The sequence below is a fragment of the Microvirga sp. 2MCAF38 genome, from assembly GCF_052115485.1.
GTDB lineage: Bacteria > Pseudomonadota > Alphaproteobacteria > Rhizobiales > Beijerinckiaceae > Microvirga.
On record NZ_JBFRGU010000002.1, the window covers coordinates 404,064 to 425,807 of the forward strand.

Annotated in this window: 23 protein-coding genes; 8 read left to right on the forward strand and 15 right to left on the reverse strand. The window is 61.7% G+C overall.

Going from position 1 to position 21,744, the window contains the following annotated elements:
- Positions 1 to 74: 74 nt before the first annotated feature.
- From AB4072_RS06380 to glyA, 8 genes are all read right to left on the reverse strand, one after another.
- Positions 75 to 1,268, reverse strand: coding sequence for an MFS transporter (locus tag AB4072_RS06380; protein WP_441966358.1), 1,194 nt, complete (start codon positions 1,266 to 1,268; stop codon positions 75 to 77).
- 7 nt (positions 1,269 to 1,275) lie between these two features.
- A complete protein-coding gene (gene thiL, locus AB4072_RS06385) occupies positions 1,276 to 2,262 on the reverse strand; it encodes a thiamine-phosphate kinase (RefSeq protein WP_441966359.1) in 987 nt (328 codons plus the stop codon).
- A 191-nt stretch (positions 2,263 to 2,453) separates the two neighbouring features.
- A complete protein-coding gene (gene nusB / locus AB4072_RS06390; protein WP_441966361.1) occupies positions 2,454 to 2,936 on the reverse strand; it encodes a transcription antitermination factor NusB in 483 nt (160 codons plus the stop codon).
- 4 nt (positions 2,937 to 2,940) lie between these two features.
- Positions 2,941 to 3,429 (reverse strand): 6,7-dimethyl-8-ribityllumazine synthase, encoded by a 489-nt coding sequence (gene ribH, locus AB4072_RS06395; protein ID WP_441966363.1) that lies wholly within the window; start codon positions 3,427 to 3,429, stop codon positions 2,941 to 2,943.
- Between the two features lie 289 nt (positions 3,430 to 3,718).
- Positions 3,719 to 4,351 (reverse strand): riboflavin synthase, encoded by a 633-nt coding sequence (locus AB4072_RS06400; protein ID WP_441966364.1) that lies wholly within the window; start codon positions 4,349 to 4,351, stop codon positions 3,719 to 3,721.
- Positions 4,351 to 5,460 (reverse strand): bifunctional diaminohydroxyphosphoribosylaminopyrimidine deaminase/5-amino-6-(5-phosphoribosylamino)uracil reductase RibD, encoded by a 1,110-nt coding sequence (gene ribD, locus AB4072_RS06405; protein WP_441966366.1) that lies wholly within the window; start codon positions 5,458 to 5,460, stop codon positions 4,351 to 4,353. Before ribD ends, AB4072_RS06400 begins: the two co-directional genes overlap by 1 nt.
- A 31-nt stretch (positions 5,461 to 5,491) precedes the next feature.
- Complete coding sequence (nrdR, locus tag AB4072_RS06410; protein WP_441966368.1) at positions 5,492 to 5,989, reverse strand: transcriptional regulator NrdR; 498 nt, start codon at positions 5,987 to 5,989, stop codon at positions 5,492 to 5,494.
- 15 nt (positions 5,990 to 6,004) lie between these two features.
- Positions 6,005 to 7,309, reverse strand: a complete 1,305-nt coding sequence (glyA, locus tag AB4072_RS06415; protein WP_441966370.1) for a serine hydroxymethyltransferase — start codon at positions 7,307 to 7,309, stop codon at positions 6,005 to 6,007.
- 193 nt (positions 7,310 to 7,502) lie between these two features.
- Here glyA and AB4072_RS06420 point away from each other — a divergent pair, with 193 nt between their 5' ends.
- The gene (locus AB4072_RS06420; protein ID WP_441966372.1) at positions 7,503 to 9,239 is read left to right on the forward strand and encodes a hypothetical protein; all 1,737 of its coding nucleotides are present in this window, start codon (positions 7,503 to 7,505) and stop codon (positions 9,237 to 9,239) included.
- 45 nt (positions 9,240 to 9,284) lie between these two features.
- Here AB4072_RS06420 and AB4072_RS06425 read toward each other — a convergent pair whose 3' ends face one another.
- From AB4072_RS06425 to AB4072_RS06455, 7 genes are all read right to left on the reverse strand, one after another.
- Positions 9,285 to 9,656, reverse strand: a complete 372-nt coding sequence (locus tag AB4072_RS06425; RefSeq protein WP_441966374.1) for a hypothetical protein — start codon at positions 9,654 to 9,656, stop codon at positions 9,285 to 9,287.
- 93 nt (positions 9,657 to 9,749) lie between these two features.
- The gene (locus AB4072_RS06430; protein ID WP_441966376.1) at positions 9,750 to 9,962 is read right to left on the reverse strand and encodes an alkylphosphonate utilization protein; all 213 of its coding nucleotides are present in this window, start codon (positions 9,960 to 9,962) and stop codon (positions 9,750 to 9,752) included.
- A 187-nt stretch (positions 9,963 to 10,149) separates the two neighbouring features.
- On the reverse strand, positions 10,150 to 10,932 hold the full coding sequence (locus AB4072_RS06435; RefSeq protein ID WP_441966377.1) for an ADYC domain-containing protein: 783 nt from the start codon (positions 10,930 to 10,932) through the stop codon (positions 10,150 to 10,152).
- 49 nt (positions 10,933 to 10,981) lie between these two features.
- Positions 10,982 to 11,149, reverse strand: a complete 168-nt coding sequence (locus AB4072_RS06440) for a hypothetical protein (RefSeq protein WP_441966378.1) — start codon at positions 11,147 to 11,149, stop codon at positions 10,982 to 10,984.
- A gap of 238 nt (positions 11,150 to 11,387) precedes the next feature.
- A complete protein-coding gene (locus AB4072_RS06445) occupies positions 11,388 to 12,644 on the reverse strand; it encodes a L,D-transpeptidase family protein (RefSeq protein WP_441966380.1) in 1,257 nt (418 codons plus the stop codon).
- A 243-nt stretch (positions 12,645 to 12,887) separates the two neighbouring features.
- On the reverse strand, positions 12,888 to 13,334 hold the full coding sequence (locus tag AB4072_RS06450) for a DUF6163 family protein (RefSeq protein ID WP_441966382.1): 447 nt from the start codon (positions 13,332 to 13,334) through the stop codon (positions 12,888 to 12,890).
- A 29-nt stretch (positions 13,335 to 13,363) separates the two neighbouring features.
- Entirely contained in the window at positions 13,364 to 14,419 is a 1,056-nt protein-coding gene (locus AB4072_RS06455; RefSeq protein WP_441966383.1) for an enoyl-CoA hydratase/isomerase family protein, read from the reverse strand.
- 392 nt (positions 14,420 to 14,811) lie between these two features.
- Here AB4072_RS06455 and AB4072_RS06460 point away from each other — a divergent pair, with 392 nt between their 5' ends.
- The 7 genes from AB4072_RS06460 to AB4072_RS06490 all read left to right on the forward strand — a co-directional run bounded on the left by AB4072_RS06460 (position 14,812) and on the right by AB4072_RS06490 (position 21,739).
- The gene (locus AB4072_RS06460; RefSeq protein ID WP_441966385.1) at positions 14,812 to 15,225 is read left to right on the forward strand and encodes a helix-turn-helix domain-containing protein; all 414 of its coding nucleotides are present in this window, start codon (positions 14,812 to 14,814) and stop codon (positions 15,223 to 15,225) included.
- Between the two features lie 157 nt (positions 15,226 to 15,382).
- Positions 15,383 to 16,423 (forward strand): porphobilinogen synthase, encoded by a 1,041-nt coding sequence (gene hemB / locus AB4072_RS06465; protein ID WP_441966387.1) that lies wholly within the window; start codon positions 15,383 to 15,385, stop codon positions 16,421 to 16,423.
- Positions 16,424 to 16,491: 68 nt separating this feature from the next.
- Complete coding sequence (locus AB4072_RS06470; RefSeq protein ID WP_441966389.1) at positions 16,492 to 17,796, forward strand: branched-chain amino acid ABC transporter permease; 1,305 nt, start codon at positions 16,492 to 16,494, stop codon at positions 17,794 to 17,796.
- A gap of 16 nt (positions 17,797 to 17,812) precedes the next feature.
- Complete coding sequence (locus tag AB4072_RS06475; RefSeq protein WP_441966391.1) at positions 17,813 to 19,066, forward strand: threonine ammonia-lyase; 1,254 nt, start codon at positions 17,813 to 17,815, stop codon at positions 19,064 to 19,066.
- An 11-nt stretch (positions 19,067 to 19,077) separates the two neighbouring features.
- Complete coding sequence (locus tag AB4072_RS06480; RefSeq protein WP_441966393.1) at positions 19,078 to 19,548, forward strand: RDD family protein; 471 nt, start codon at positions 19,078 to 19,080, stop codon at positions 19,546 to 19,548.
- Between the two features lie 110 nt (positions 19,549 to 19,658).
- Entirely contained in the window at positions 19,659 to 20,405 is a 747-nt protein-coding gene (locus tag AB4072_RS06485) for an arginyltransferase (RefSeq protein WP_441966394.1), read from the forward strand.
- A 98-nt stretch (positions 20,406 to 20,503) separates the two neighbouring features.
- Positions 20,504 to 21,739: an MFS transporter gene (locus tag AB4072_RS06490; RefSeq protein ID WP_441966396.1), complete on the forward strand. Its 1,236-nt coding sequence runs from the start codon at positions 20,504 to 20,506 to the stop codon at positions 21,737 to 21,739.
- Positions 21,740 to 21,744: the final 5 nt, after the last annotated feature.

A 21,744-nucleotide genomic window follows, 5' to 3' on the forward strand; every position in this document is an offset into this window, starting at 1 on the left:
CGGAAGGTCTTATTTGGTGGCAAATATTTGAGCACCGCGCAACGAGACTTCAGGATGACATTCACAGAAGAGTTCTAGGCCGCAGCCACCGAACTTTTCTTGCTTTGCCAGGCGATCAGTCCAAGAGCGACGATCACGGGCGGAAAAACGAGCAGATTCAATGTGCCCCACCCTTCCGTGCTCAAAAGATTTCCAGAGGAAAATGACGCCAGCGCCACGGAACCGAAAACCAGAAAATCGTTGATCGCCTGAACGCGGGCGCGTTCTTCCGGGCGATAGCAATCGGTCACGAGCGCAGTTGCGCCGATGAAGCCGAAATTCCAGCCGATTCCGAGCAGAATCAGCGCGCCCCAGAAATGAGCGGTGGTGAGGCCCGACAGACCGACAGCCGCCGAAACGGCAATGAGCAACAGCCCCGCCGCCGTCACCCACTCCTTACCGAAGCGCTGGATCAACCGGCCCGTGAAGAAGCTCGGGCCATACATGGCGAGCACATGCCATTGAATGCCGAGCGCCGCCGTGCTGACCGAATGGCCGCAGCCGATCATGGCGAGCGGCGCGGCCGTCATCACGAATGTCATGAGCGACGCCGAAACGAGGCCGCTCGTCACCGCCATGATGAAACGCGGTTGGGCGATGATTTCCCGCAGCGGCCTGCCGCCGCTCTGCGCCTGCGTGGCCACAGGCGGCGCCCGCAGGAAAGCGACGACGGTGATGGTCATGAGCGCGAGAAGGGATTGCGCGAGGAAGGCCCCGGCGAAGGGCGCGGTGACGATGAGATCGCGGGTCCAGATCACGGTCTGTGGGCCGATGACCGCCGCAGCGAGGCCGCCGATCATCACCCATGAAATCGCCCTCGCCTTAAAGCTCTCGGAGGCGCTGTCCGTCACGGCGAAGCGATAGCTTTGGGTGAACGAGCCCCAGAAGCCGGCAATGGTGGTACCGATGCAGAAAATCAGGAAACTCGCCGTCGCGATGCCGAACGCGGCGAGACACCCGGCGACAACGCCGATTGCACCCGCAAATACGTAACCGGTCCGTCGCCCGACGCCGCGCATGAGCATGGCCGCGGGAATGGTACCCAGCGCCAGACCCAGGTTGAACAGGCTGATCGGCAGGGTCGCGAATTGCTTGTCGGTGACGAGCGCCTGCCCGACGAGACCGCCGAGCGACACGACAATGGCCGGGTTCGCCCCGCTGAACGCCTGCGCCAGGGAGAGGACGAGGGCGTTACGCTTGGCAAGCGTATCATTTGCAATCGGGAGCATCGCGCAATCAGAAATGAGAAAAGGAACCGGCTTCGTAGCGCCTTTCGTGCCCGCCTGCACGAAAAAGCGGCAACCCGTCCCCGGAAACCACGTGACCGATTGCAGTCAGGGCGATCCCGACCCGCGCCGCTTGAGCCACGAAGTTCTCGTAATTTTCCGGCGGCACGGTGCAGAGAATTTCATAATCGTCGCCGCCCGTGACAACCCGGTCGGTCAGGCGTGGCTCCACGGCGACGGCATGCGCCGCAGCAGGCGACAAAGGTACGTTGGCGGTCTCGACGACGCCAGTTACGCCGCTGACCCGCAGCATCTTCGCAAGATCGCCGGCAAGCCCATCGGAGACGTCCATGGCCGCGTTGGCGTGATCGCGAAGTGCAGCGGCCAGGGCGAAGCGCGGTTGCGGGTGCCGGTTGCGGTCGATGAGGAAAGAGCGCTCTTCCGGCGAGAGTTCAGCGCCCCAAGCCGGTGAGAACCGCAAATCGAGCCCGAGCGCGCCATCGCCGATGGTGCCGGTGACGCAGATGAGATCGCCTGCCTGCGCGTTCGTGCGACGCACCATGCGTCCGCTCGGTACATCGCCCAAGGCGGTCACGGTGAGGGTCAACGGCCCCCTCGCCTTCACCGTATCGCCGCCGAGTAGCGGACATCCGAAATCGCGGGCTGCCGTCTGCAAGCCTTTGGCGAAAGCCGCGAGCCATTCCTCGGTCCAGTTTTCGGGCAAGGCCAAACTCAGCAGAAACCCACGCGGTTCAGCACCCTTGGCGGCAAGATCCGACACATTCACGCCAAGCGCTTTTCGCGCAACAGAGCCAGGGGGATCGTCAGGCAGGAAATGCCCGCCCTCGACCAGCGCATCCGTCGTCAGAACGAGATCGTATCCTAGGCGCGGCGTGTAGGAGGCCGCATCGTCCTTGAGAGCGAGCGCACCCTCGCCCGCCATAGGCGCGAAGTAACGGGCGATGAGATCGTCTTCGGAGGAACGGTGAGGACTCATCTCTCGATCTTATGCCCTGCTTTCTAAGCCGCCACGCACAATCCTCATCCTGAGGGACGGCAAAGCCGCGTCTCGAAGGAGGTTCCAGTGTCCTCTGAAGACGCCTCGCCCTTCGAGACGACCTTCGGTCTCCTCAGGGTGAGGCTGCGGGACGACCCGATGCCCTTGGCGGGCTGCAAAGGTCGGACAGCCTACCGTTTGGCCTGCCCCCCGGCCTTCTTCTCCAACTCGCCCGGACGGACTTCGCGCGCGACAGCGTCGAGCACCGCGTTCACGAGCCCCGGCTCGTCGTCTCCATAAAAGCCGTGCGTGACATCCACATATTCGGTGATGACGACGCGGGCGGGTACATCCTTGCGGAACATCAGTTCGTAACCACCGGCGCGTAAGATAGCGCGGATGACGGCCTCGATCCGCGCCAGCGGCCAACCGGCGGCGAGTGCCTTGTCCACGCTCACATCGATGGCGCGCTGGTTGTTCACCACGCCCGAAAGGATATCGCGAAAGAAAGCCTTGTCGGAGGGCTGGAACTCGATTCCTTCGACCTCGCGTCCGAGCCAGAAGGCTTCGAACTCGGCCAGAGCATCGATTACGTTCTTGCCGGAGACATCCATCTGATAGAGGGCCTGGACGGCGGCGAGACGAGACGCTGCGCGCTCTGCAGGTTTTGCCATGGCTTCAGGCTCCCAGAAGACGCTGCTTGATCCGAAGGACAGCCAACGCCGCCTCGACCGCGCCACCGCCCTTGTTCATTTCGTTGACGCGGGCCCGCGCCCACGCCTGCTCGTCATTCTCTACTGTCAGGATGCCGTTGGCGAGAGGAAGGCTCAACGACAGGGAGAGATCCATCAGCGCACGGGCACTCTCGCCCGCTACGATGTCGTAATGCCCCGTCTCGCCACGGATGACGCAACCGAGCGCCACCACAGCGTCGTAGGGCTTGCCGGCCTCTTCCGCCGCTTCAAGCGCAATCACCGCCGTCGTCGGGATTTCGAGGGCGCCGTCCACGGTCAGCACATCGGCCGTCGCCTGCGCCGCCTCGACTGCCGCTTTCGCGCCGCGCAGCAATTCATCGGCAATGTCGTCGTAGAACCGCGCCTCGACGATGAGGACGCGAGCGCCGGGAACGGGGGGGCGGGCAGTTGGCTTTGCGTGCGTGGCAACCATGGACAAACCGATTGTGGCAGACGGATCCACAAAGGATCGCGCGCTGCGCGTGTCAAAGAACGTGTTGCGGCTGACCTAACCCGCCACGAGCGTCACCGCAAGCGAGGCGATGCGATGGGGCGTTCTGTCATCACCGTCATTCCGGGGCGTGCTTCAGCACGAACCCGGAACCCATACCCGCCAACGTTGCAGAAAGAAGCGTCACCGACCCCGGTCTATTCTTCCTGGATAGCGGCTATGGGTTCCGGGTTCCGCTATGCGGCCCCGGAATGACGGTGGTCGGCCTCTCTCAGCCGCCTGCCCTGGCGTCCACAAGGCGCGCGGCGTAGCGGGCCATCGTGTCCACCTCGATGTTGAGCGTATCGCCGACCTGCCGCTCGCCCCAGGTGGTGACGCTGAGGGTGTGTGGGATGATGAGCACCGAGAACACATCGCCCTTGACGGTGTTCACCGTGAGCGAAGTGCCATCCAGTGTGATCGAGCCCTTTTCGGCGATGAAGGGAGCCAGTTCCTTGGGCACCTGGATCTCGAAACGGGCGGTCGGTCCCCACGGATTATCGCCCGCGGTCATCGCCTCGCGACTGATAATGATTGCAAGCCCGTCCACATGGCCCGTGACGATATGGCCGCCGAGTTCATCGCCGATCTTGAGTGCCCGTTCCAGATTGACCCGCGTTCCGACCTTCCAGGCTGGAACGTTGGTACGCTCGAGCGTCTCGAAAGCCGCATCCACCTCGAACCAGCAGCCGTTGCCGCGCGGCCCCACATCGACCACCGTCAGGCACGGGCCGCCGCAGGCGATCGACGCGCCAAGCGCGATCGAAGATGGATCATAGACCGACTCGATGCGGATGCGCCGCAGCTTGTCCGCATCCGAAATCGAAGCAATGCGGCCCACATCCGTCACGATGCCTGTGAACATCAAACTTTCTCCCAAAACATCAGAAGATCGGGGCCGAGCATCTCGTCTCCGATCAAACGCAACTCGTCCATCTTGTCCTGAAGCGCCGGGCCAAGGGCGGTCACATCGCCCTGCCCCCGCACTGAGCGGCCCGTGAAAAGCACGAGTTCGTCGATCAGGTCGGCACGAGCCAGCGCGTCCGCAAGGCCCGGCCCGCCCTCGCTGAAAACGCGAGTCAGACCGCGCGTGCCGAGCAGTTGCATGGCCTGGGCCAGATCTACATGGCCATGAGAGTCCGTCTCGACCCGCAAAACCTCGACGCCGGATTCGACGAGACGTTTCTCGGCCTCGACCGAAGCTCCGATTGTGGTGACGATCCAGGTCGGGATTTCCCGCGCGCCGGCAACAAGCATCGCGCCCACGGGCATGCGCAAGTGGCTGTCGATGACGACGCGGATGGGGGATCGGTCTTCGAGCCCCGGCAGGCGCACATTCAACAGCGGATCGTCTGCGAGAACCGTGCCGGCGCCGACCATGATCGCATCCGCATGGGCGCGCATCATATGCACGCGGGCGTTGGACAATTCGCCCGTGATCATCAGACGCTCGCCGGAACGCGACCCGGCGAAACCTTCCGTCGTGCGGGCGAGCTTCACGGTGATCGCCGGTCGTCCTTTGGTGACGCGGGTGATATGCCCGCGATGATCGCGGCGCGCCTGTTCGGCGAGGCATCCGACATCGACTGCGATGCCCGCCTGACGCAGCAGCGCATGACCCTCGCCCGCAACCCTGTCGTCCGGGTCTTCGATGGCCGAGACGACCCGCGCGACGCCGGAGGCGATGACCGCGTCTACGCAAGGGGGAGATTTACCGTGATGGGAACAGGGTTCGAGGGTCACATAAAGAGTCGCGCCCTTGGCAGCCTCTCCGGCAAGCCCGAGCGCCACGCGCTCCGCATGGGGTCGCCCTCCAGCTTCCGTGACGCCCTGTGCGACGATCAGCGGATTACCGCCCTCATCCCGAACGACGACCGCGCCGACCGATGGATTGGGCCATGTCGAACCGAGGTTGCGCACGCCCACGGCCAAGGCCAGACGCATGAAGCGTTCGTCCGTCGCGCTCGCACTCATCGGCTGTGCTTCTCAGATGAAGGCCGGGGCGTCATTCGCCGGCGCGGGAGGATGGCGGTTCATCGGGCTCCATGCTCTCATCCTCAGCCAACTTGCCAAGAATCTCCTCGAAGTCCTTGGCTTCACGGAAATCTTTGTAAACCGAGGCAAAGCGCACATACGCGATGTCATCGAGACCTTTGAGGCCTTCCATGATCAATTCGCCCACGGTTTCACTCGGAACTTCCGCCTCGCCCTGGCTTTCCAGTTGCCGCACGATACCGTTGATCATGCGCTCGACGCGCTCGGGATCGACCGGGCGCTTGCGTAGAGCGACCTCCACGGAGCGTTCGAGCTTGTCCCGGTCGAACGGGACGCGGCGGCCTGACTTCTTGAGCACAAAAAGCTCGCGCAATTGCACGCGCTCGAAGGTGGTGAAGCGTCCGCCGCAATCCGGGCAGATGCGCCGCCGACGGATGGCAGACGCATCATCCGTCGGACGGGAATCCTTCACTTGCGTATCGAGGCTACCGCAATAAGGACAACGCATCTCTTAAGCCGAACCTCAGGCGTAGATCGGAAAACGCTTGGTCAGCTCGTGAACCCGCGTCTTCACGGATTCCTCGACCTGCCCGTTGTTCTCGTCGCCGTTGCGGGCGAGACCGTCGAGGGTCTCGACGATCAACTCGCCCACTTTACGGAATTCCGCGACGCCGAAGCCGCGTGAGGTGGCGGCCGGAGTGCCGAGACGGACGCCCGAGGTCACCATCGGCTTTTCGGGATCGAACGGCACGCCGTTCTTGTTGCAGGTGATGTGAGCGCGGCCGAGCGCATGTTCGGCGGCTTTGCCGGTCAACTTCTTCGGGCGAAGATCGACCAGCATGAGGTGGTTGTCCGTGCCGCCAGCGACGATGGCATAGCCGTTCGAGACCATGGTGTCGGCGAGCGCCTTGGCGTTCTCGACAACCTGACGGGCATAGACCTTGAAATCGGGACGCAGCGCCTCGCCAAAGGCCACCGCCTTCGCCGCGATCACGTGCATGAGCGGTCCGCCCTGGAGACCTGGGAAGATCGCGGAATTGACCTTCTTGGCGATGTCCTCGTCATTGGTGAGGATCATGCCGCCGCGCGGGCCGCGCAGGGTCTTGTGGGTGGTGGTGGTGACCACATGGGCGTGCGGGAACGGCGACGGATGCGCGCCACCGGCCACGAGACCGGCGAAATGGGCGATGTCGACCATGAAGAACGCGCCCACCTCGTCCGCGATCTCGCGGAAACGGGCGAAATCCCAGAAGCGCGAATAGGCCGAGCCGCCGGCCACGATCACCTTCGGCTTGTGCTCGCGGGCAAGCTTGGCGACCTCGTCCATGTCGATGATCTGGTCGCTCTCGCGGACCTTGTAGCTCACCACGTTGAACCACTTGCCGGACATGTTGACCGGCGAGCCGTGCGTGAGGTGCCCGCCGCACGCGAGATCGAGGCCCATGAAGGTGTCGCCCGGTTTCATCAGCGCCATGAACACGGCCTGATTGGCCTGGCTGCCGGAATTCGGCTGCACGTTGGCGAACTTGCAATCAAACAGGCGCTTGGCGCGGTCGATGGCAAGCTCTTCCGCGATATCGACGAACTGGCAGCCGCCATAGTAGCGGCGGCCCGGATAGCCCTCCGCATACTTGTTGGTCATGATCGAACCCTGCGCTTCCAGGACCGCGCGGGAGACGATGTTCTCCGAGGCGATCAGCTCGATCTCATCGCGCTGACGGCCCAGCTCCAACTGAATCGCACGGGCGATTTCGGGATCGCTGTCGGCAAGGCTTGCCGAGAAAAAGCTATTGGACAGATGACCTTGGGCCGCTTCGCTCATGCTCATATTGAACCTTTTGCCGCCTATGCGGAGAGTAATGCCTCGACTGCGTTCAGGCCTTTATCACGCCAGCCGGAAGAGAGCCAACCCGCCCATTGCCGCGAGGAGCCAGGGACAGGGGACAACCATCAAAAGCGGAATTGAATATCGTTTCATAACAATATAATCCGTGACCAACACTTACAACGCAGAGTCACAAATGGCGACCGAGACCACAACCCCGACCAATGGCGATGACATTCTTATCGTTCGTGACAGCCAGGTGACTGGCGGAACCTTCGACGGGCTGCTCGGCAACGATATCTTGCAGCTCAGCGGTGACACAACAGGACCTTGGGCGCTGACGTTCGACTTCACGAAGGCCGCACGCCTCGCAAACTTTGAAACCATTCGCGGCTCCGCCACCACGGACTACATCAGGCTCACACAATCCCAGTTGGCGGGAATCTCGACTTTCGACAGCGGCAGTACAAGGTACATCGACTACGTTGAGTTCGAAGGGTCCTTCGATCTCAGCAACAAAACCATTGTCGGACAGGTGAAGTTCAAACCGCTGACAAGCGGCGCCACGATCACCGTGAACAGCAAGGACATCGCCCTGGCCATCTCGGCGACGTACAAAGGCGTAACCCTCATCACGAAGGGCTTCACGCTTTCTGCTAGCGAGATCAGTGCGATCCATAGCGGGGGCGTCGACGTTATCAAGAACGAAGCGGGGACTGTTATTTCCACCGACTACGCGCCGACGGTCACAGGAAAGTTCGGCCCAATTTCGGTCAACTCCGGCGCGAAGATGCACCTCGATGGGGATCAGAGCACGATCCTGTCTGAAGATCGCGGAGTCAGATCTATGAAGATCTGGCTGTCCAACTGGTTTCACAAGAATGACAAGCTCGACATCGATACAAACGGCTCAGTCGCGCTGACACCGACAACCTGGGACGAACGCGTTTTCGTCAGCGGCGTCGAAATCGGTACGCTCTCCAGAGTTGATTGGGCCAACCAGTTGAATTTCACTTTCAACAATGAGGCAACACCGGCTCTCGTTCAGGAGCTAATTCGCTCCGTCACGCATGAGTACAATGGCGCCTACCTTCCTTACGGAAGCAACGATGTCGACGTCACAATAACCGACACCGCCTGGCACAGCGTCGAGAAGACCTGGACTCTCGTTTATAAGAACGACGCGCCCATCGACATCATTTTGAGCAACCAGCAGGTGTCGGAAGCCGCCGCAAGCGGCTCGTCGGTCGGCACGCTGACAGGCATCGACGGCAATGAGGACGATCGAGTGACCCTTTCCTTGATCGACGATGCAGGCGGCAAGTTCAGACTGCTCGGCAACGACCTCGTCGTATCCTCCAAGATCAACTACACCAAGGCCCAATCCCACAACATCACCGTGCGAGCGACCGACCGTGGAGGACTGACCCTCGACAAGACTTTCAAAATTTCCGTGATAGATGCCATCGACTATGGCGGCGCTCTCCTCGACCCCTCCACTACCTTGATCGGGACTTCGGGCAAGGACCGGCTGACCGGGACCGACAAGGATGAAATCCTCTTCGGCAAGCTCGGAAACGACACCCTCATCGGCGGCACAGGTAAGGACATCTTCGTGTTCGACACCAAGCCCGGCAAGAAGAACGTGGACAAGATTGTCGATTTCACGCCTGCCGATGACTCGATCTATCTCGCAAAGTCGATCTTCAAGGAGCTCGGCAAGAAGGGCTCCATGAGCAAGCCGGTGCAGTTGTCCAAGGCGGCGTTCTGGACGGGCACGAAGGCGCAGGATGCGAGCGACCGCATCATCTACGACAAGAAGACCGGCGCGCTCTATTACGACGCCGACGGAACCGGCGCGATCGCGCAGGTGAAAATTGCGACCCTGTCGAAGAAGCTGAAGATCATGCACAAGGACTTCTTCATCATCTGACGAGGAAGATTCTTCAATGAGGGCGGTGCTTGCCACCCTCTCCTCTCACGGCCGCACTGAGACCACGATCCGGCGGGAGAGCGGTGTCGCGTCGGTGGACGCATTGACGATGAAAGTGCCCGTGCACACGCCTGTCGTGGCATAGATCGGCGCTTGATTCAGGTCCGATCCGTGCATGTAGTTGATGGTGTAGTAGAACTCGCCGCCGTCGTAGCTCGTGGCCTTCGCAACGAACTTATAGCCGACCTGCGTGGGGCTGATCCGAACCACGGATGCCGGTGGCCCAAGGGCGGCGATCCGCTCCGAAATCGGCTTTCCGATGGTTTCGGAACAGGCCATCGCGACGCTCACCGAAGGCTGCGGCGCGCAGGCGCCCAGAATTGCAACGGCGCTGAAAAGGCAAGATATAAATTTCACAAGAGCCTCCCCTTAGGGAAGGCTATCATTCTTACGCAGAGATTCGAAGGCTCGCGAGGAACTCCGAGGACTTCATTCCGGGTCGTCGCCTGCTCACGCCTTCTTGAGGAACGCCGTCTTCAGAACGAGATCCTTCACTTTCTCCGCCCGGCATTCGACTTCGTCCTCATTGTCCGTGAGGCGAATATTCTTGATGAGCGTGCCGCGTTTCAGGGTGACAGATGTCCCCTTCACTTTCAGATCCTTGATGAGGGTCACGGAATCGCCGTCGCTGAGGGGCGCGCCGTTGCTGTCTCTGACATTCATAACTGGGCTTTCCCATCGCGTTCTGAACAGGAGGCTCGAAAGGTCCATCGGCTTCGCGACCGGACCCGATTTGATGGCAGGGCCTAACATGGCTGCGTAAGTCTCGCCAAGAGGGTCGAGGAGTGGCTGGATGTTTTCGCGCGTCGTGTGGCACGAGTTGATCGCAGCCTTGCATCGCCAAGCAGCACTACCGTGACCGGTTGAGCAAGAGAGCCTTCGGGTTGGCTGCCATGGTCGCCTCATCGCACGCCTGTGGTCCGAGGGCGCCGCTGAGGCCTAGATACGTCTTGGCGAGATCTTCCAGCGTCGTAACCTCCGAAACACGCGGGTGCGCGACGCAGAGCGCCCCATCCGTCCCCCAGGCAGCTTCGAAAGGCATCCGGTTGTCTTTGGGGAAATCGCGAATACCAAGATTGTCGCGAAAGACGATCTGAGTCCCATCCTTCGTGTAGGAGAGATCATCGCCACCGTAATCGGCCCGAATCATGCGCACGCAGGCGGCGTGAACGTCGTGAAGCGAAATTTCACCGACCTTTTCCCAAGGGCGGTAGCCGAGGAGAATGCACTTGCCTTCCGCGCCACTCGTGCAGGTGAGGCTCACGCGGCCGGATTCGCCCAAATAGGCAATGGCTGCTTCGCGGCCCGCCGCATCGCGCCCGCAAAGGCTCTTGAACGCATGACCAGCGCGCAACCGCGCTGAAATTCGGTAAAGCGGAACCAGGTGACCGCTATCGTCCTCGTGCTCGTCGAGCCCATCGATGCGAATCTCGATGGAGTCGCCTGGAATCGCCACGACAAACGCTTGACCGACCAAACTACGGCGCGTCAGCACCATGCCGCCATCACGGCTGAATAACAGATATCCCGATTCGACCTCGAAACGCCCATCAAGCGCAAGAGACGCCCGCCCTGGCTGCGGCCAACAGAACGCACAACAAAGTGCAAGGGTGAAGAAGATGACAGTACGCATCGGACAAAAAGCCCCCGCCGTAAGGCGGGGGCGGAGGTTAACACCGAAATCAGAGACCGGTGATCTTTAGGCCGTCACGGCTGGAGCCGTTGAGCGTAAGACCGTCGCGGCTCTTACCGTTAACTGTGAGTCCCTCGTTCTTCTTTGCCGCAGCTTCCGATGCGGCAAGGAAACCCGAGAGCGCAGCGGCGACGAGAGCGTAAGTTAGCGTTTTCATAGCATTTCTCCGACGAGAGAAGGCGACGATGCCTTCCTCAAAGTCGAATTTATAACAGTATAACATTCAGGTAAATCCGATTTACCTTCTGAAGTGCGGAGGCGCACTTTTTAGATATGTTATATCACATAAAACGCGATATTCGTTACTTCGAAAAATGAGCAATCTTTGGCTGTAAAGCAACAAAAAGGCCCGCCATGAAGCGGGCCGTTGTTGTTTCAACAGAGGGTTTAAATCCTCAATTCTGAAGGAACATCTCTTCGTCCGGCTCGTTCGGCACACGGCTCGCGACGGGGATGGAGGCTCCGAGGCCGTCGCGGTTGTAGATGTCGTCGCGGAACTGCACGAGGCCGTCGGGGGTCGCCCAAGCGGTGATGTAGGTCCAGTAGATGTTGACCGGGCTGGCGATGCGCGCATCGGTGCGCGAACCGGCTTTGAAGGTCGCGTCGATCTGCTCGCGGCTCCAGCCGGGCGTGTCCTTCAACAGCCACTCGATGTAGTCGCGCACGTTCTGCACGCGCACGCAGCCCGACGATACGAAGCGGAAATCGTCGCCGAACACGCCCTTCGACGGAGTGTCGTGCATGTAGACGCCATGCGGGTTCGGGATGTTGATGCGCACGAAGCCCATGGAGTTCAATTCGCCGCCCGGATCCTGACGAAAACGGTAGCGCGTCGCCTCGTCCGAGAACCAGTTCACCTGGCTGGGGCTCAACTCCTGACCGGCACCGTTGAAGATGCGGATCTTGTTGTCGGTCAGATAGTTCGGCTCCTTCTGCATCTTGGGGATCAGATCCTTGCGGATGATCGAGGCCGGGACTGTCCAGAAGGGATTGAAATTGATCTCGACGACCTTGGAATTCATGATCGGCGACTGGCGATCGATCTTGCCGACGCCGGCTGCGTGACGGGTGTGAACGACACCGCCCTCCACCGTCTCGACAAGAGCGGCGGGGATGTTCACGCTGACAAAACGATTACCGAGATTGCCGGAATAGGTGCGCAGTCGGACCAGGTTGATCTCGAGCTGACGCATGCGCACGTCGGCGGGCACGTTCATGGCGGCCGACGTCACCCCGTTCATGGCACCCGTGCCGCTCAGGCCGTGACGAGCCTGGAAGCGGCGGACGCCTGCCTCGACATAAGAATCGTAAACCGGAGATTCGCCGGCGGTCGGGTCGAGATCGCCGGTGATGATCAGACGTTGACGCAAGGCGACCACTTCGGGGCCTTTTGAGCCGACGCGAAGCCGATCCGCGCCACGCACCGGCTGCCACCCGCCGCGAGCGGCGATGTCACGATAGCGCTGGATCATCTCTTCGGTGGCCGCAATCGTCTCGTGGGAGAGCATCGGCGTCGAGGTTCGCTGAACGCGGCCGCGCGAAACAGCCTCGTAGTTCTGCGACCACTCGGCCTGGCTTTGGGCGAAGGCGACGGCCGGCGTGAAGATCAGAGCGAGCGATCCGGTCAGAAGGAGGCGGCGGCGAGACAGCATGGACGCAGGCTTTCGGGTCATAACCAGGCGGATGATGAAGAGGCTAAATCCTCTCGTTCTCGGTGGAAAATGCCGGGAGACGATTAAGGAACCGTATCGAAATTGAAGAACATCGGGGCGGGATTGTGGCAAGACACGAAACCGTGTGCCTCCCATGCCCGAAAGCCGGGATCGTTGGGCATTGCGCGCGCCAGTGTGTGCTTAAAACAACAGTCTGCGAAGGGCCGCCTACCCTTACACCCTCTAAGACTGCGCCTTCTGCTCTTCACGCGCCACGAGCCAGGAAATGGCGAGATAGGCGGCGACGAAGCACGCCGAGAGAATCAGCATCAGCGGGCTCGTGGAGACGATCCGCGGGAAAAAGGCTGCGAGGATCAACTGGCTCATGACCGCGAGCAGCCACATGACGCCGCCCCAGGCGCTTGCCATCCACAGGCCGACAGCGGCAACGAGATCGATCACGGCGAAATAAACGATGGTGGCCTGATAGCCCGTGGAGCGCGTCTCGAATAAGCCGGCGGGCGTCCAGACGCCGAGGATGATTGCCCAGGCGCTCAGACCCTTCATGATCCAGAGAATCGCAAGGATACGCATGAACCACGTGAGCACGAAACTCCAGCGCATCGCGGCTGCTGCCGCTGCGGATTTCTCCTGAATCGCGTCGGAGAGCTTCTCCTTCGAGACGTCCATGAGTCTTCGGGGAAGCAGGGAGGGAGCCATCAAATCACTTTCAATTCTTCGCCCGGGTCGAGCGGCGCGAAATGCCGTTCGACCATTTCAGGCTCCACCGCGTCAAGGGTCGCGGGCTCCCAGAGGGGGCTCCCATCCTTATCGATGAGGGCAGCTCGAACCCCTTCGTAGAAATCATGATCGTCGAAAATCCGTGTGACGATGCGAAATTCCGTCTTCATCGCCTCGTCGAAGGTGAGCGAGCCCCCTCGCCGCACCTGTTCGAAGGTGATGCAGAGACTGGTCGGAGATTTCGTTCGCATCGTGGCGGCGGTCTTCGCAGCAAATTCGGAGCCGGCTTTCGCGGCTTCATCGAGCCGCGCAAGAATGGCGGGGACGCTCTCTCCCGAGAAACACTTCTCAATCAGAGGCAGATGCGGCTGTAACGGCGCCAGCCCCGGATCGACACGTTGCTTTGCGAGAATATCGTCGATGGGACCACCTGCGATCAGCGCGTCCCTGATCTGAAGCATGGCTTCGGAGGCCACCGCATGGGTGACGAGGCCGAGGAGAGCCCCATCCGCGAGACGGACCCGTTCGCCGGTCAGGGCGAGATAGAGCCCCGCCCGATGGGCCAAGCGCGGGAGGGCGTAGGTCCCGCCCACATCCGGGAAGAAGCCGATGCTCACCTCAGGCATGGCAAAGAGATAGCGGCCGCCAGCAACGCGATATGTGCCATGCAGCGACAGACCCACGCCTCCGCCCATGCAGATACCGTCGATGAGCGAGACATAGGGTTTCGGATACCGCTTGATGAGCGCGTTGAGTTGATACTCCTCACGCCAGAACGTGAGCGCCTCCGCCATCTGCCCGGCCCTGCGGAGTTCATGGAGGCGACGCACGTCACCCCCAGCACAAAAGGCCTTTTCCCCGGCCCCCGTCACGACGATGCGCGTCACGGAGGGGTCGGCCGCCCAGGCATCGAGCGCCTTTCGCATCTCGCGCACCATGCCGAGAGTGAGCGCATTGAGGGCGCTCGGACGGTTGAGCGTCACGACACCCGCCGCCCCCAGGCGCTCGCAGATCACATCATCGGTGGCTGACATGCGACGCTCCATCTCGACCTTGCGGATTAGGCAACACCCTCGGAAAAGGTCAATGCCGCGCTTAGGCGAATAGGCCAGCAAAACCCAAGATCCTTCCCGAAGCAGCCCCGGAATAACGGGAGAGTCGTCGGCCCACCATTGACCCTTTGCCCCTCCTACGTGTTATCTCGTAGCCGGAGCCGGCCGCAGCCGGTTCTGGGGCGTAAGAACCCCTCCTGAAGCGGCCGGCATCGGCCGCTAACGATGCCTTCCCAGCCTATGGCCGGGGAGGCGATGGCGCATGTCCAGGGCGAAAGCCTAAAGGTCATCGCGGCCGTCTTCAGGCGGTTTCTTAACTCCCCGACCACCAGCGGTTGTGCTGGTGGTCGCCACCGCCACAAGGGGAGTTTTTCATGAGCACGCCGACCGATCGCGCCAGAGCGCCAAGCGCCCGACCAAACGCCGCCAAATCGCCCAGCGCCGCGGACCGACGCATCGGTCAGCGCGTGCGCCTGAGGCGCACCGCCATGGGGTTGAGTCAGGAAAAACTGGCTCAGGCGCTCGGGATCACCTTTCAACAGGTGCAGAAATATGAGCGCGGCACGAACCGCATCGGCGCGAGCCGCCTGCAGGAGATCGCGCGGGTGCTGAGCGTGCCGGTCGCATCCTTCTACGACGCGGACGATCAGGCCGATGGATCGCTGACGATTGTGTTGGACACGCCGCAGAGCCTGCCCCTGCTCCAGGCCTTCACGGCCATCGCCCGCTCGGACTTGCGCCGTCAGGTTCTGGCGCTCGTGCGGGCCATTGCCGAAGCGAAGATGTGATCGCCGCCGTTCCATCATTTCGGGGCGCGCTTCTGCGCGAGCACGGCTGCGACGACACGGACAGAGGACATATGTCTTCCCGGTCTTTTTTAGACCTGTTTAAATGTGCTACCCGTCGCGCGTGCCGGTGGCGGACCATCGGCGTCGGATCAGGATCATGTCGAAGCTGTCTCACTTTCCCCGCCCGGTTGCCGAAAACGCATCTTCGGCCCTCTCGCTCACCCATCGCCCGCGCCGCAACCGCAAGGCCGATTGGTCGCGGCGTCTGGTGCGGGAAAACCACCTGACGGTGGACGATCTGATCTGGCCGATATTTCTCAACGAGGGCACGACCGCTCGTCAGGCCGTGGGCTCCATGCCGGGCGTCGACCGGCTGAGCATCGACGAGGCCGTGCGCGAGGCCGAACGCGCCGCAAAATTGCGAATTCCGGCGCTCGTCCTGTTTCCCAACACTGACCCCTCCCTGCGAGACTCGATGGGCTCCGAGGCATCGAACAGCCGCAACCTCGTGTGCCGCACCATTCGCGCGATCAAGAGCGCCGTGCCCGAGATCGGCGTGATCACCGATGTCGCGCTCGATCCGTATACGAGCCACGGCCATGACGGCGTGATGGAGGGCGACCGCATTCTCAATGATGAATCGGTCGCCGTTCTCGTGCGTCAGGCCCTTGCCCACGCGGAGGCCGGGGCCGACATCGTCGCCCCGTCGGACATGATGGACGGGCGCGTCGGCGCCATTCGCGAGGCGCTCGATCAGGCGGGCTTCCTCGACGTGCAGATCATAGCCTATGCGGCCAAATACGCCTCGGCCTTCTATGGCCCGTTCCGCGAAGCCATCGGCACCAATGCGACGCTTGTCGGCGACAAGCGCACCTATCAGATGGATCCTGCCAATTCGGACGAGGCCCTGCGCGAGGTCGCGCTCGATCTCGACGAGGGCGCGGACATGGTGATGGTGAAACCCGGCCTGCCCTATCTCGACGTAGTGAGACGGGTGAAGGACACTTTCGCGGTGCCGACCTTCGCCTATCAAGTGTCCGGCGAGTATGCCATGATCCAGGCTGCCGCCGCGAATGGCTGGCTTGATGGGGAACGCGCCATGATGGAGAGCCTTCTCGCCTTCAAGCGAGCCGGGGCAGACGGCATTCTGACGTACTTCGCCCCTCAGGTCGCCGAGAGGCTCAACGCGCAGGGCTAAAAATTCCGTCATCCCTCATCCTGTCGGGCCTCTCGAGAGCGTGGCGCATTGCTGCGTGCCTCCTGGGTTTGGCTCTGCTCGGCGGATGCGGATACAATGTCGACGCCGAACAGGCTCGCGTTTGCCGAAGCGCCCTGCCCGCCCTCAATCCCGGAGCGATCATCACCGTCACGAAGATCGAGCCCGGGCCGCTCCCGCGCACGGTGCGCGTGAGCTATACGGCCGAGCGACAACGCCGGCCCCTCCGCGATCGCTACGTGATCTGTCAGTTCGCGGCCGAAGGCCTCTCGACCAGGAAGGCCGACCTGATCGGCCTCGGGACGGAATTCAGACAGCTCTCCGACGCCAGCCTCTACATGCTCAAGCGGTACTATCTCGACACGCCTGAGGGAGTGGCGGGCGATCCGGGCGGTGTGCCGGAGGCCGGGGTCATCGAGCTGCCGGAGAGGCTCGCCTACTCGCTCCAGCAACTCCTCGTCAGCCTTCCCCGCACCGCGATCTATGCCCTGCTGTCGGTGGCCTATGCGCTCGTTTTCGGCTTGAGCGGTCGCATCAATCTGGCCTTCGGTGAATTGGCGGCGGTAGGCGCGGCGGCGACGGTCGCGGGAGCGACGATTTCCACCGTTGGGCTTTCCATCTCATCGCCGGTCTTCGGGCTCGCGCTCGGGCTGATGGCGGCGTTATTCGCCAGCGCCCTGCATGGGGCGGTCGGCGGCTATTTCACCATCGGCCGTGTCAGGAGCATCAGCAATCAACCGAGCTTGATTGCGACTGTCGGCTTGTCTCTGTTCCTCATGGAATATCTGCGGCTGGTGCAGAGCCCGGTGACAGTCTGGCTGCCGCCCATCTGGGCGACCCCTTGGGCACTCGCACAGGCGGGGGATTTTCTCGTCAACCTTACGCCCATTGCCGTCATCACCACCGGCATCGGCCTTGCCGCTGCCCTCATTCTGCTTTGGCTGATGAAGGCCACCTCCTTCGGGCGCGCATGGCGTGCTTATTCCGACGATGCGCGCGCCGCAGCGCTTTTCGGCGTCGATGGCAAAAAGCTTCTGTTGGTAACGCTCGCCCTCGCGGGCGCCATGGCGGGTCTCTCAGGCCTTCTGATCGTCGTGCAATATGGCGGCCTGGGCTTTGCCGGTGGCTTTCAATATGGCCTCAAGGCTCTGATTGCCGCTATCATCGGCGGCATCGGCTCCATTCCCGGCGCGCTTCTCGGCGGCATTGCCGTGGGGTTGTTTGAAACATTGTGGTCGGCTTATCTACCGATCGAGGCACGAGACATGGCTCTTTACGGGGCGCTCGTCGTCTTTCTGATCTTCAGGCCCGGCGGCTTGCTCGGCTTAAGGGATCCAACACCAAGAGCGGTCTAAAGCTCAAAGAAATATTGTGGAGGCAATTTTGGGCGAATACGCCATTACCGTCGAAGACATCAGGAAAGCCGCGGCGACGATCAAGGGACAGGTTCTGCGCACGCCGCTCGTCCCCGCGCCGCGCCTGTCCCAGCTCACCGGCGCAAAGGTCTTCGTCAAGCACGAGAACATGCAGCCGACCGGCTCCTTCAAAGAGCGCGGCGCCGTCACCAAGCTGGAGAGCCTGACACCGGAAGAGCGCAAGCGCGGCGTCATCGCCATGTCGGCGGGCAACCACGCGCAGGCGGTCGCGTACCATGCGACGAGACTCGGCATCCCCTCCACCATCGTCATGCCGGAAACCGCGCCGTTGGTGAAGGCCGAGAACACGCGCGCCTATGGCGCCGAGGTCATTCTCTATGGCGAAACGCTTTACGAATCCGCCGACAAGGCCCGCGCCATCGCTGCCGAGAAAGGCCTCGTCTTCGTCCATCCCTATGACGATCCGCTCATCATGGCCGGTCAGGGCACCTGCGGGCTCGAAATCCTCGAAGACCAGCCGGATCTCGATCAGATCATCGTGCCCATCGGCGGCGGTGGCCTGATTTCAGGCATCACCGTCGCGGCAAAGGCCTTGAAACCGTCCATCGAGATCGTCGGCGTCGAGGCGGCGCTCTACCCCTCGTTCCAGAACGCCATCGCCCATGAAGACCGCCCTATCGGTGGTGCAACGCTGGCCGAAGGCATCGCGGTGAAGGCCGTGGGGCAACTCGCCCTGCCCATCGTGACCGACCTCGTCTCCGAAATCATTCTCGTCGACGAGCCGATGATCGAGCGTGCCGTGAACGCCTATGCCACCCTGCAACGGACCATGGCCGAAGGCGCAGGCGCGGCGGGGCTTGCCGCCATGCTGACCCATCCGGAAAAATTTCGTGGCAAGAAGGTCTGTCTGGTGCTCTGCGGCGGCAACATCGACGCCCGCATCCTTGCCTCCGTCATGGTGCGCGAACTGGAGCGCGACGACAGGATCGTCTCCTTGCGCATAACCTCCCACGACAGGCCCGGCCTGCTCGGCCGCGTGGCTAGCCGCCTCGGCGAGCTGGGAGCCAATATCCTCGAGGTTTCGCACGGCCGCCTTTTCCTGGACGTGCCGGCGAAAGGCGTTTCTATCGACATTACTATCGAAACTCGCGATGCAGCACATACATCAGAGGTCTTCGAGGCCTTGCAGAAAGATGGTCTGGAACCCAGACGGATCGGCCAGCAATGCCTCTCCGAGAGCGCCTATTGAGGAGAAGATCAATGACCAGCGGGCAGACCGTGCCGGTGACCATGAACGCCTATGAGGTCGATCCTCGCTTGACCCGAGGCGCGATTTCGCGGCGGTTCTGGGCTTATATGATCGACGTGATCATGATCCTGATCTGGTCATGGATCGTGAGCATCGGCATTGCATTCTTTGGCCTGATCACCTTCGGTTTCGGCTGGGCGCTCTTCGCTCTCGTGCCGCTGACCGCCATCGCCTATAACGCCCTCACCATCGGCGGCCGCGCCCAGGCGACCGTCGGTATGCGAGCGTTGGGATTGCGTGCTGTGGATTCCGTCACCGGCGGCCCGGTTCACGTGGTCACCGCGGCGGTCCATGCATTGCTGTTCTATGTCGCCATCGGCACCTTCGCGCTTTGGGCGATCGACATCCTGATCGGCCTGTTCCGGAACGACAGCCGTTTCGGACACGATCTTTTGACCGGGATCACAATCATTCGTCCGTAGAAACCGATGCCGCGATGTCGCAGCAATCTGATGCTGGACGAACGCGGCACCAATGTTATCGTGAGGCGTTGTAGTCAGCGTCCAAGGTCTGCCAACCGAGGCCCAACAGCGTGACGAGCCAGCCCCGCGATCCACCGCAATTCTACCTCACCTCACCGACCGCCTGCCCCTACCTGCCCGGCAAGGAGGAGCGGAAAGTGTTCACACATATCGTCGGACGGCGCGGACGCGACCTGAACGAAATCCTCACGCAAGGCGGTTTCCGGCGATCCCAGACCATCGCCTATCGCCCCGCCTGCGAGTCGTGCCGGGCCTGCATTTCCGTTCGCGTGATCGCCAACGATTTCGAACCTTCAGGCAATCTTCAGCGCGTTCTGAGGACGAATGGCGATCTCATCGGAACCGTCATCCAGAATCGACCCTCGTCCGAGCAATATTCCCTGTTCCGTCGCTACCTCGCAGCCCGTCACGGGGATGGCGGCATGGCCGACATGACGGTGCTCGACTACGCCATGATGATCGAGGACAGCCACGTCGATACCTGCATCGTCGAGTATCGACGGCGCGGCATCGACAGCGGCATCACCAAGCGCGGCGAAGGCGATCTCATCGCCATGTGCCTCACCGACATCATGAGCGACGGCCTTTCCATGGTCTATTCGTTCTACGATCCATCGATGAACGAGCGCAGTCTCGGCACCTTCATGATCCTCGATCATATCCGCCGCGCTCGCACAATGGGACTGCCTTATCTCTATCTCGGCTACTGGGTCGATGGTTCGCCGAAGATGGGCTACAAAGCTCGCTTCAAGCCTCAGGAACGCCTGTTGCCCAACGGGTGGGTCAGAGTCGACTGACCGCGCCGGCTGCGTCTTTTCGTCGTGGAACCGGCATTCATTCCCAGGACTTTATCTAGGCGTTTCATCGAGAGGCGCTCATGTTCATGGGGATGGTCATGTCGACTCTGTCGGACCTGCGCGAACTGACCCCTCAACAACGAAAAGTGATCATCGCCAGTTTCCTCGGCTGGACACTCGACGCTTTCGACTTTTTCCTCCTGGTGTTTGTGCTCAAGGATATTGCGGAGGAATTCTCGACGACGATTCAAAGCGTGACGATTGCCATTCTGCTCACCCTCGCCATGCGACCCGTGGGCGCATTGCTCTTCGGCCTTGCCGCCGACCGCTGGGGCAGACGCCCGACCTTGATGGCGAACATTCTCCTCTATTCCGGTGTCGAATTCGCCTCCGGTCTATCTCCAAACCTCACGGTCCTGATCATCCTGCGGGCCATCTACGGCATCGCCATGGGCGGCGAATGGGGTGTTGGCGCATCGCTCGCCATGGAGTCGATTCCGCCCAAGATACGCGGAATGGTTTCCGGTATTCTGCAGGCCGGCTATCCGGCAGGGTATCTCTTGGCCTCGCTCGTGTTCTTCCTGCTCTATACCACCATTGGCTGGCGCGGCATGTTCTTCGTCGGCGCGGCACCGGCCCTGCTCGTGCTCTACATCCGGAGCCAGGTCGAGGAATCGCCTGTGTTCGTCGCGAGACAAAAGGAAGCGATCAGACCGAACCTTTGGCAGATCATGCGGGACAACGCCCGCCTCGCCATATGGGCGATCCTGATGATGACGGCGTTCAACTTCTTCAGCCACGGGACGCAGGATATTTACCCGACATTCCTCGAGGTGCAGCGTGGCCTCTCGACCCACGCGGTCGGCCTCATCGCCATCATCTTCAATATCGGCGCCATGCTCGGCGGCCTCTTCTTCGGCATGTTGTCGGACAGGATCGGGCGGCGCAAATCCATTGTCATCGCAGCGCTGTTGGCCATTCCGATGATCTGGCCATGGGCGTACGGAGCGAATGCGATCGTGCTCACCGTCGGTGCCTTCATGATTCAGTTCTTCGTGCAGGGCGCGTGGGGCGTCGTGCCAGTCCACCTCAACGAATTGTCGCCCGATGCAGTACGCGGAACCTTCCCCGGCGTCGTTTATCAGCTCGGCAACCTGCTGGCCTCGGCGAACGCGACCATGCAGGCCGGTATCGCCGCTCATTACAACGGCGACTACGCCTTCGCTCTCGCCATCGTCGCAAGCATCGTCGCGGTGGCCGTCGCGCTCCTCGCGGGCTTCGGCTTCGAAGCGAAAGGTGTCCGGTTCGGACCGGCGCAGGAGGTTCCGGCTTAAGACGT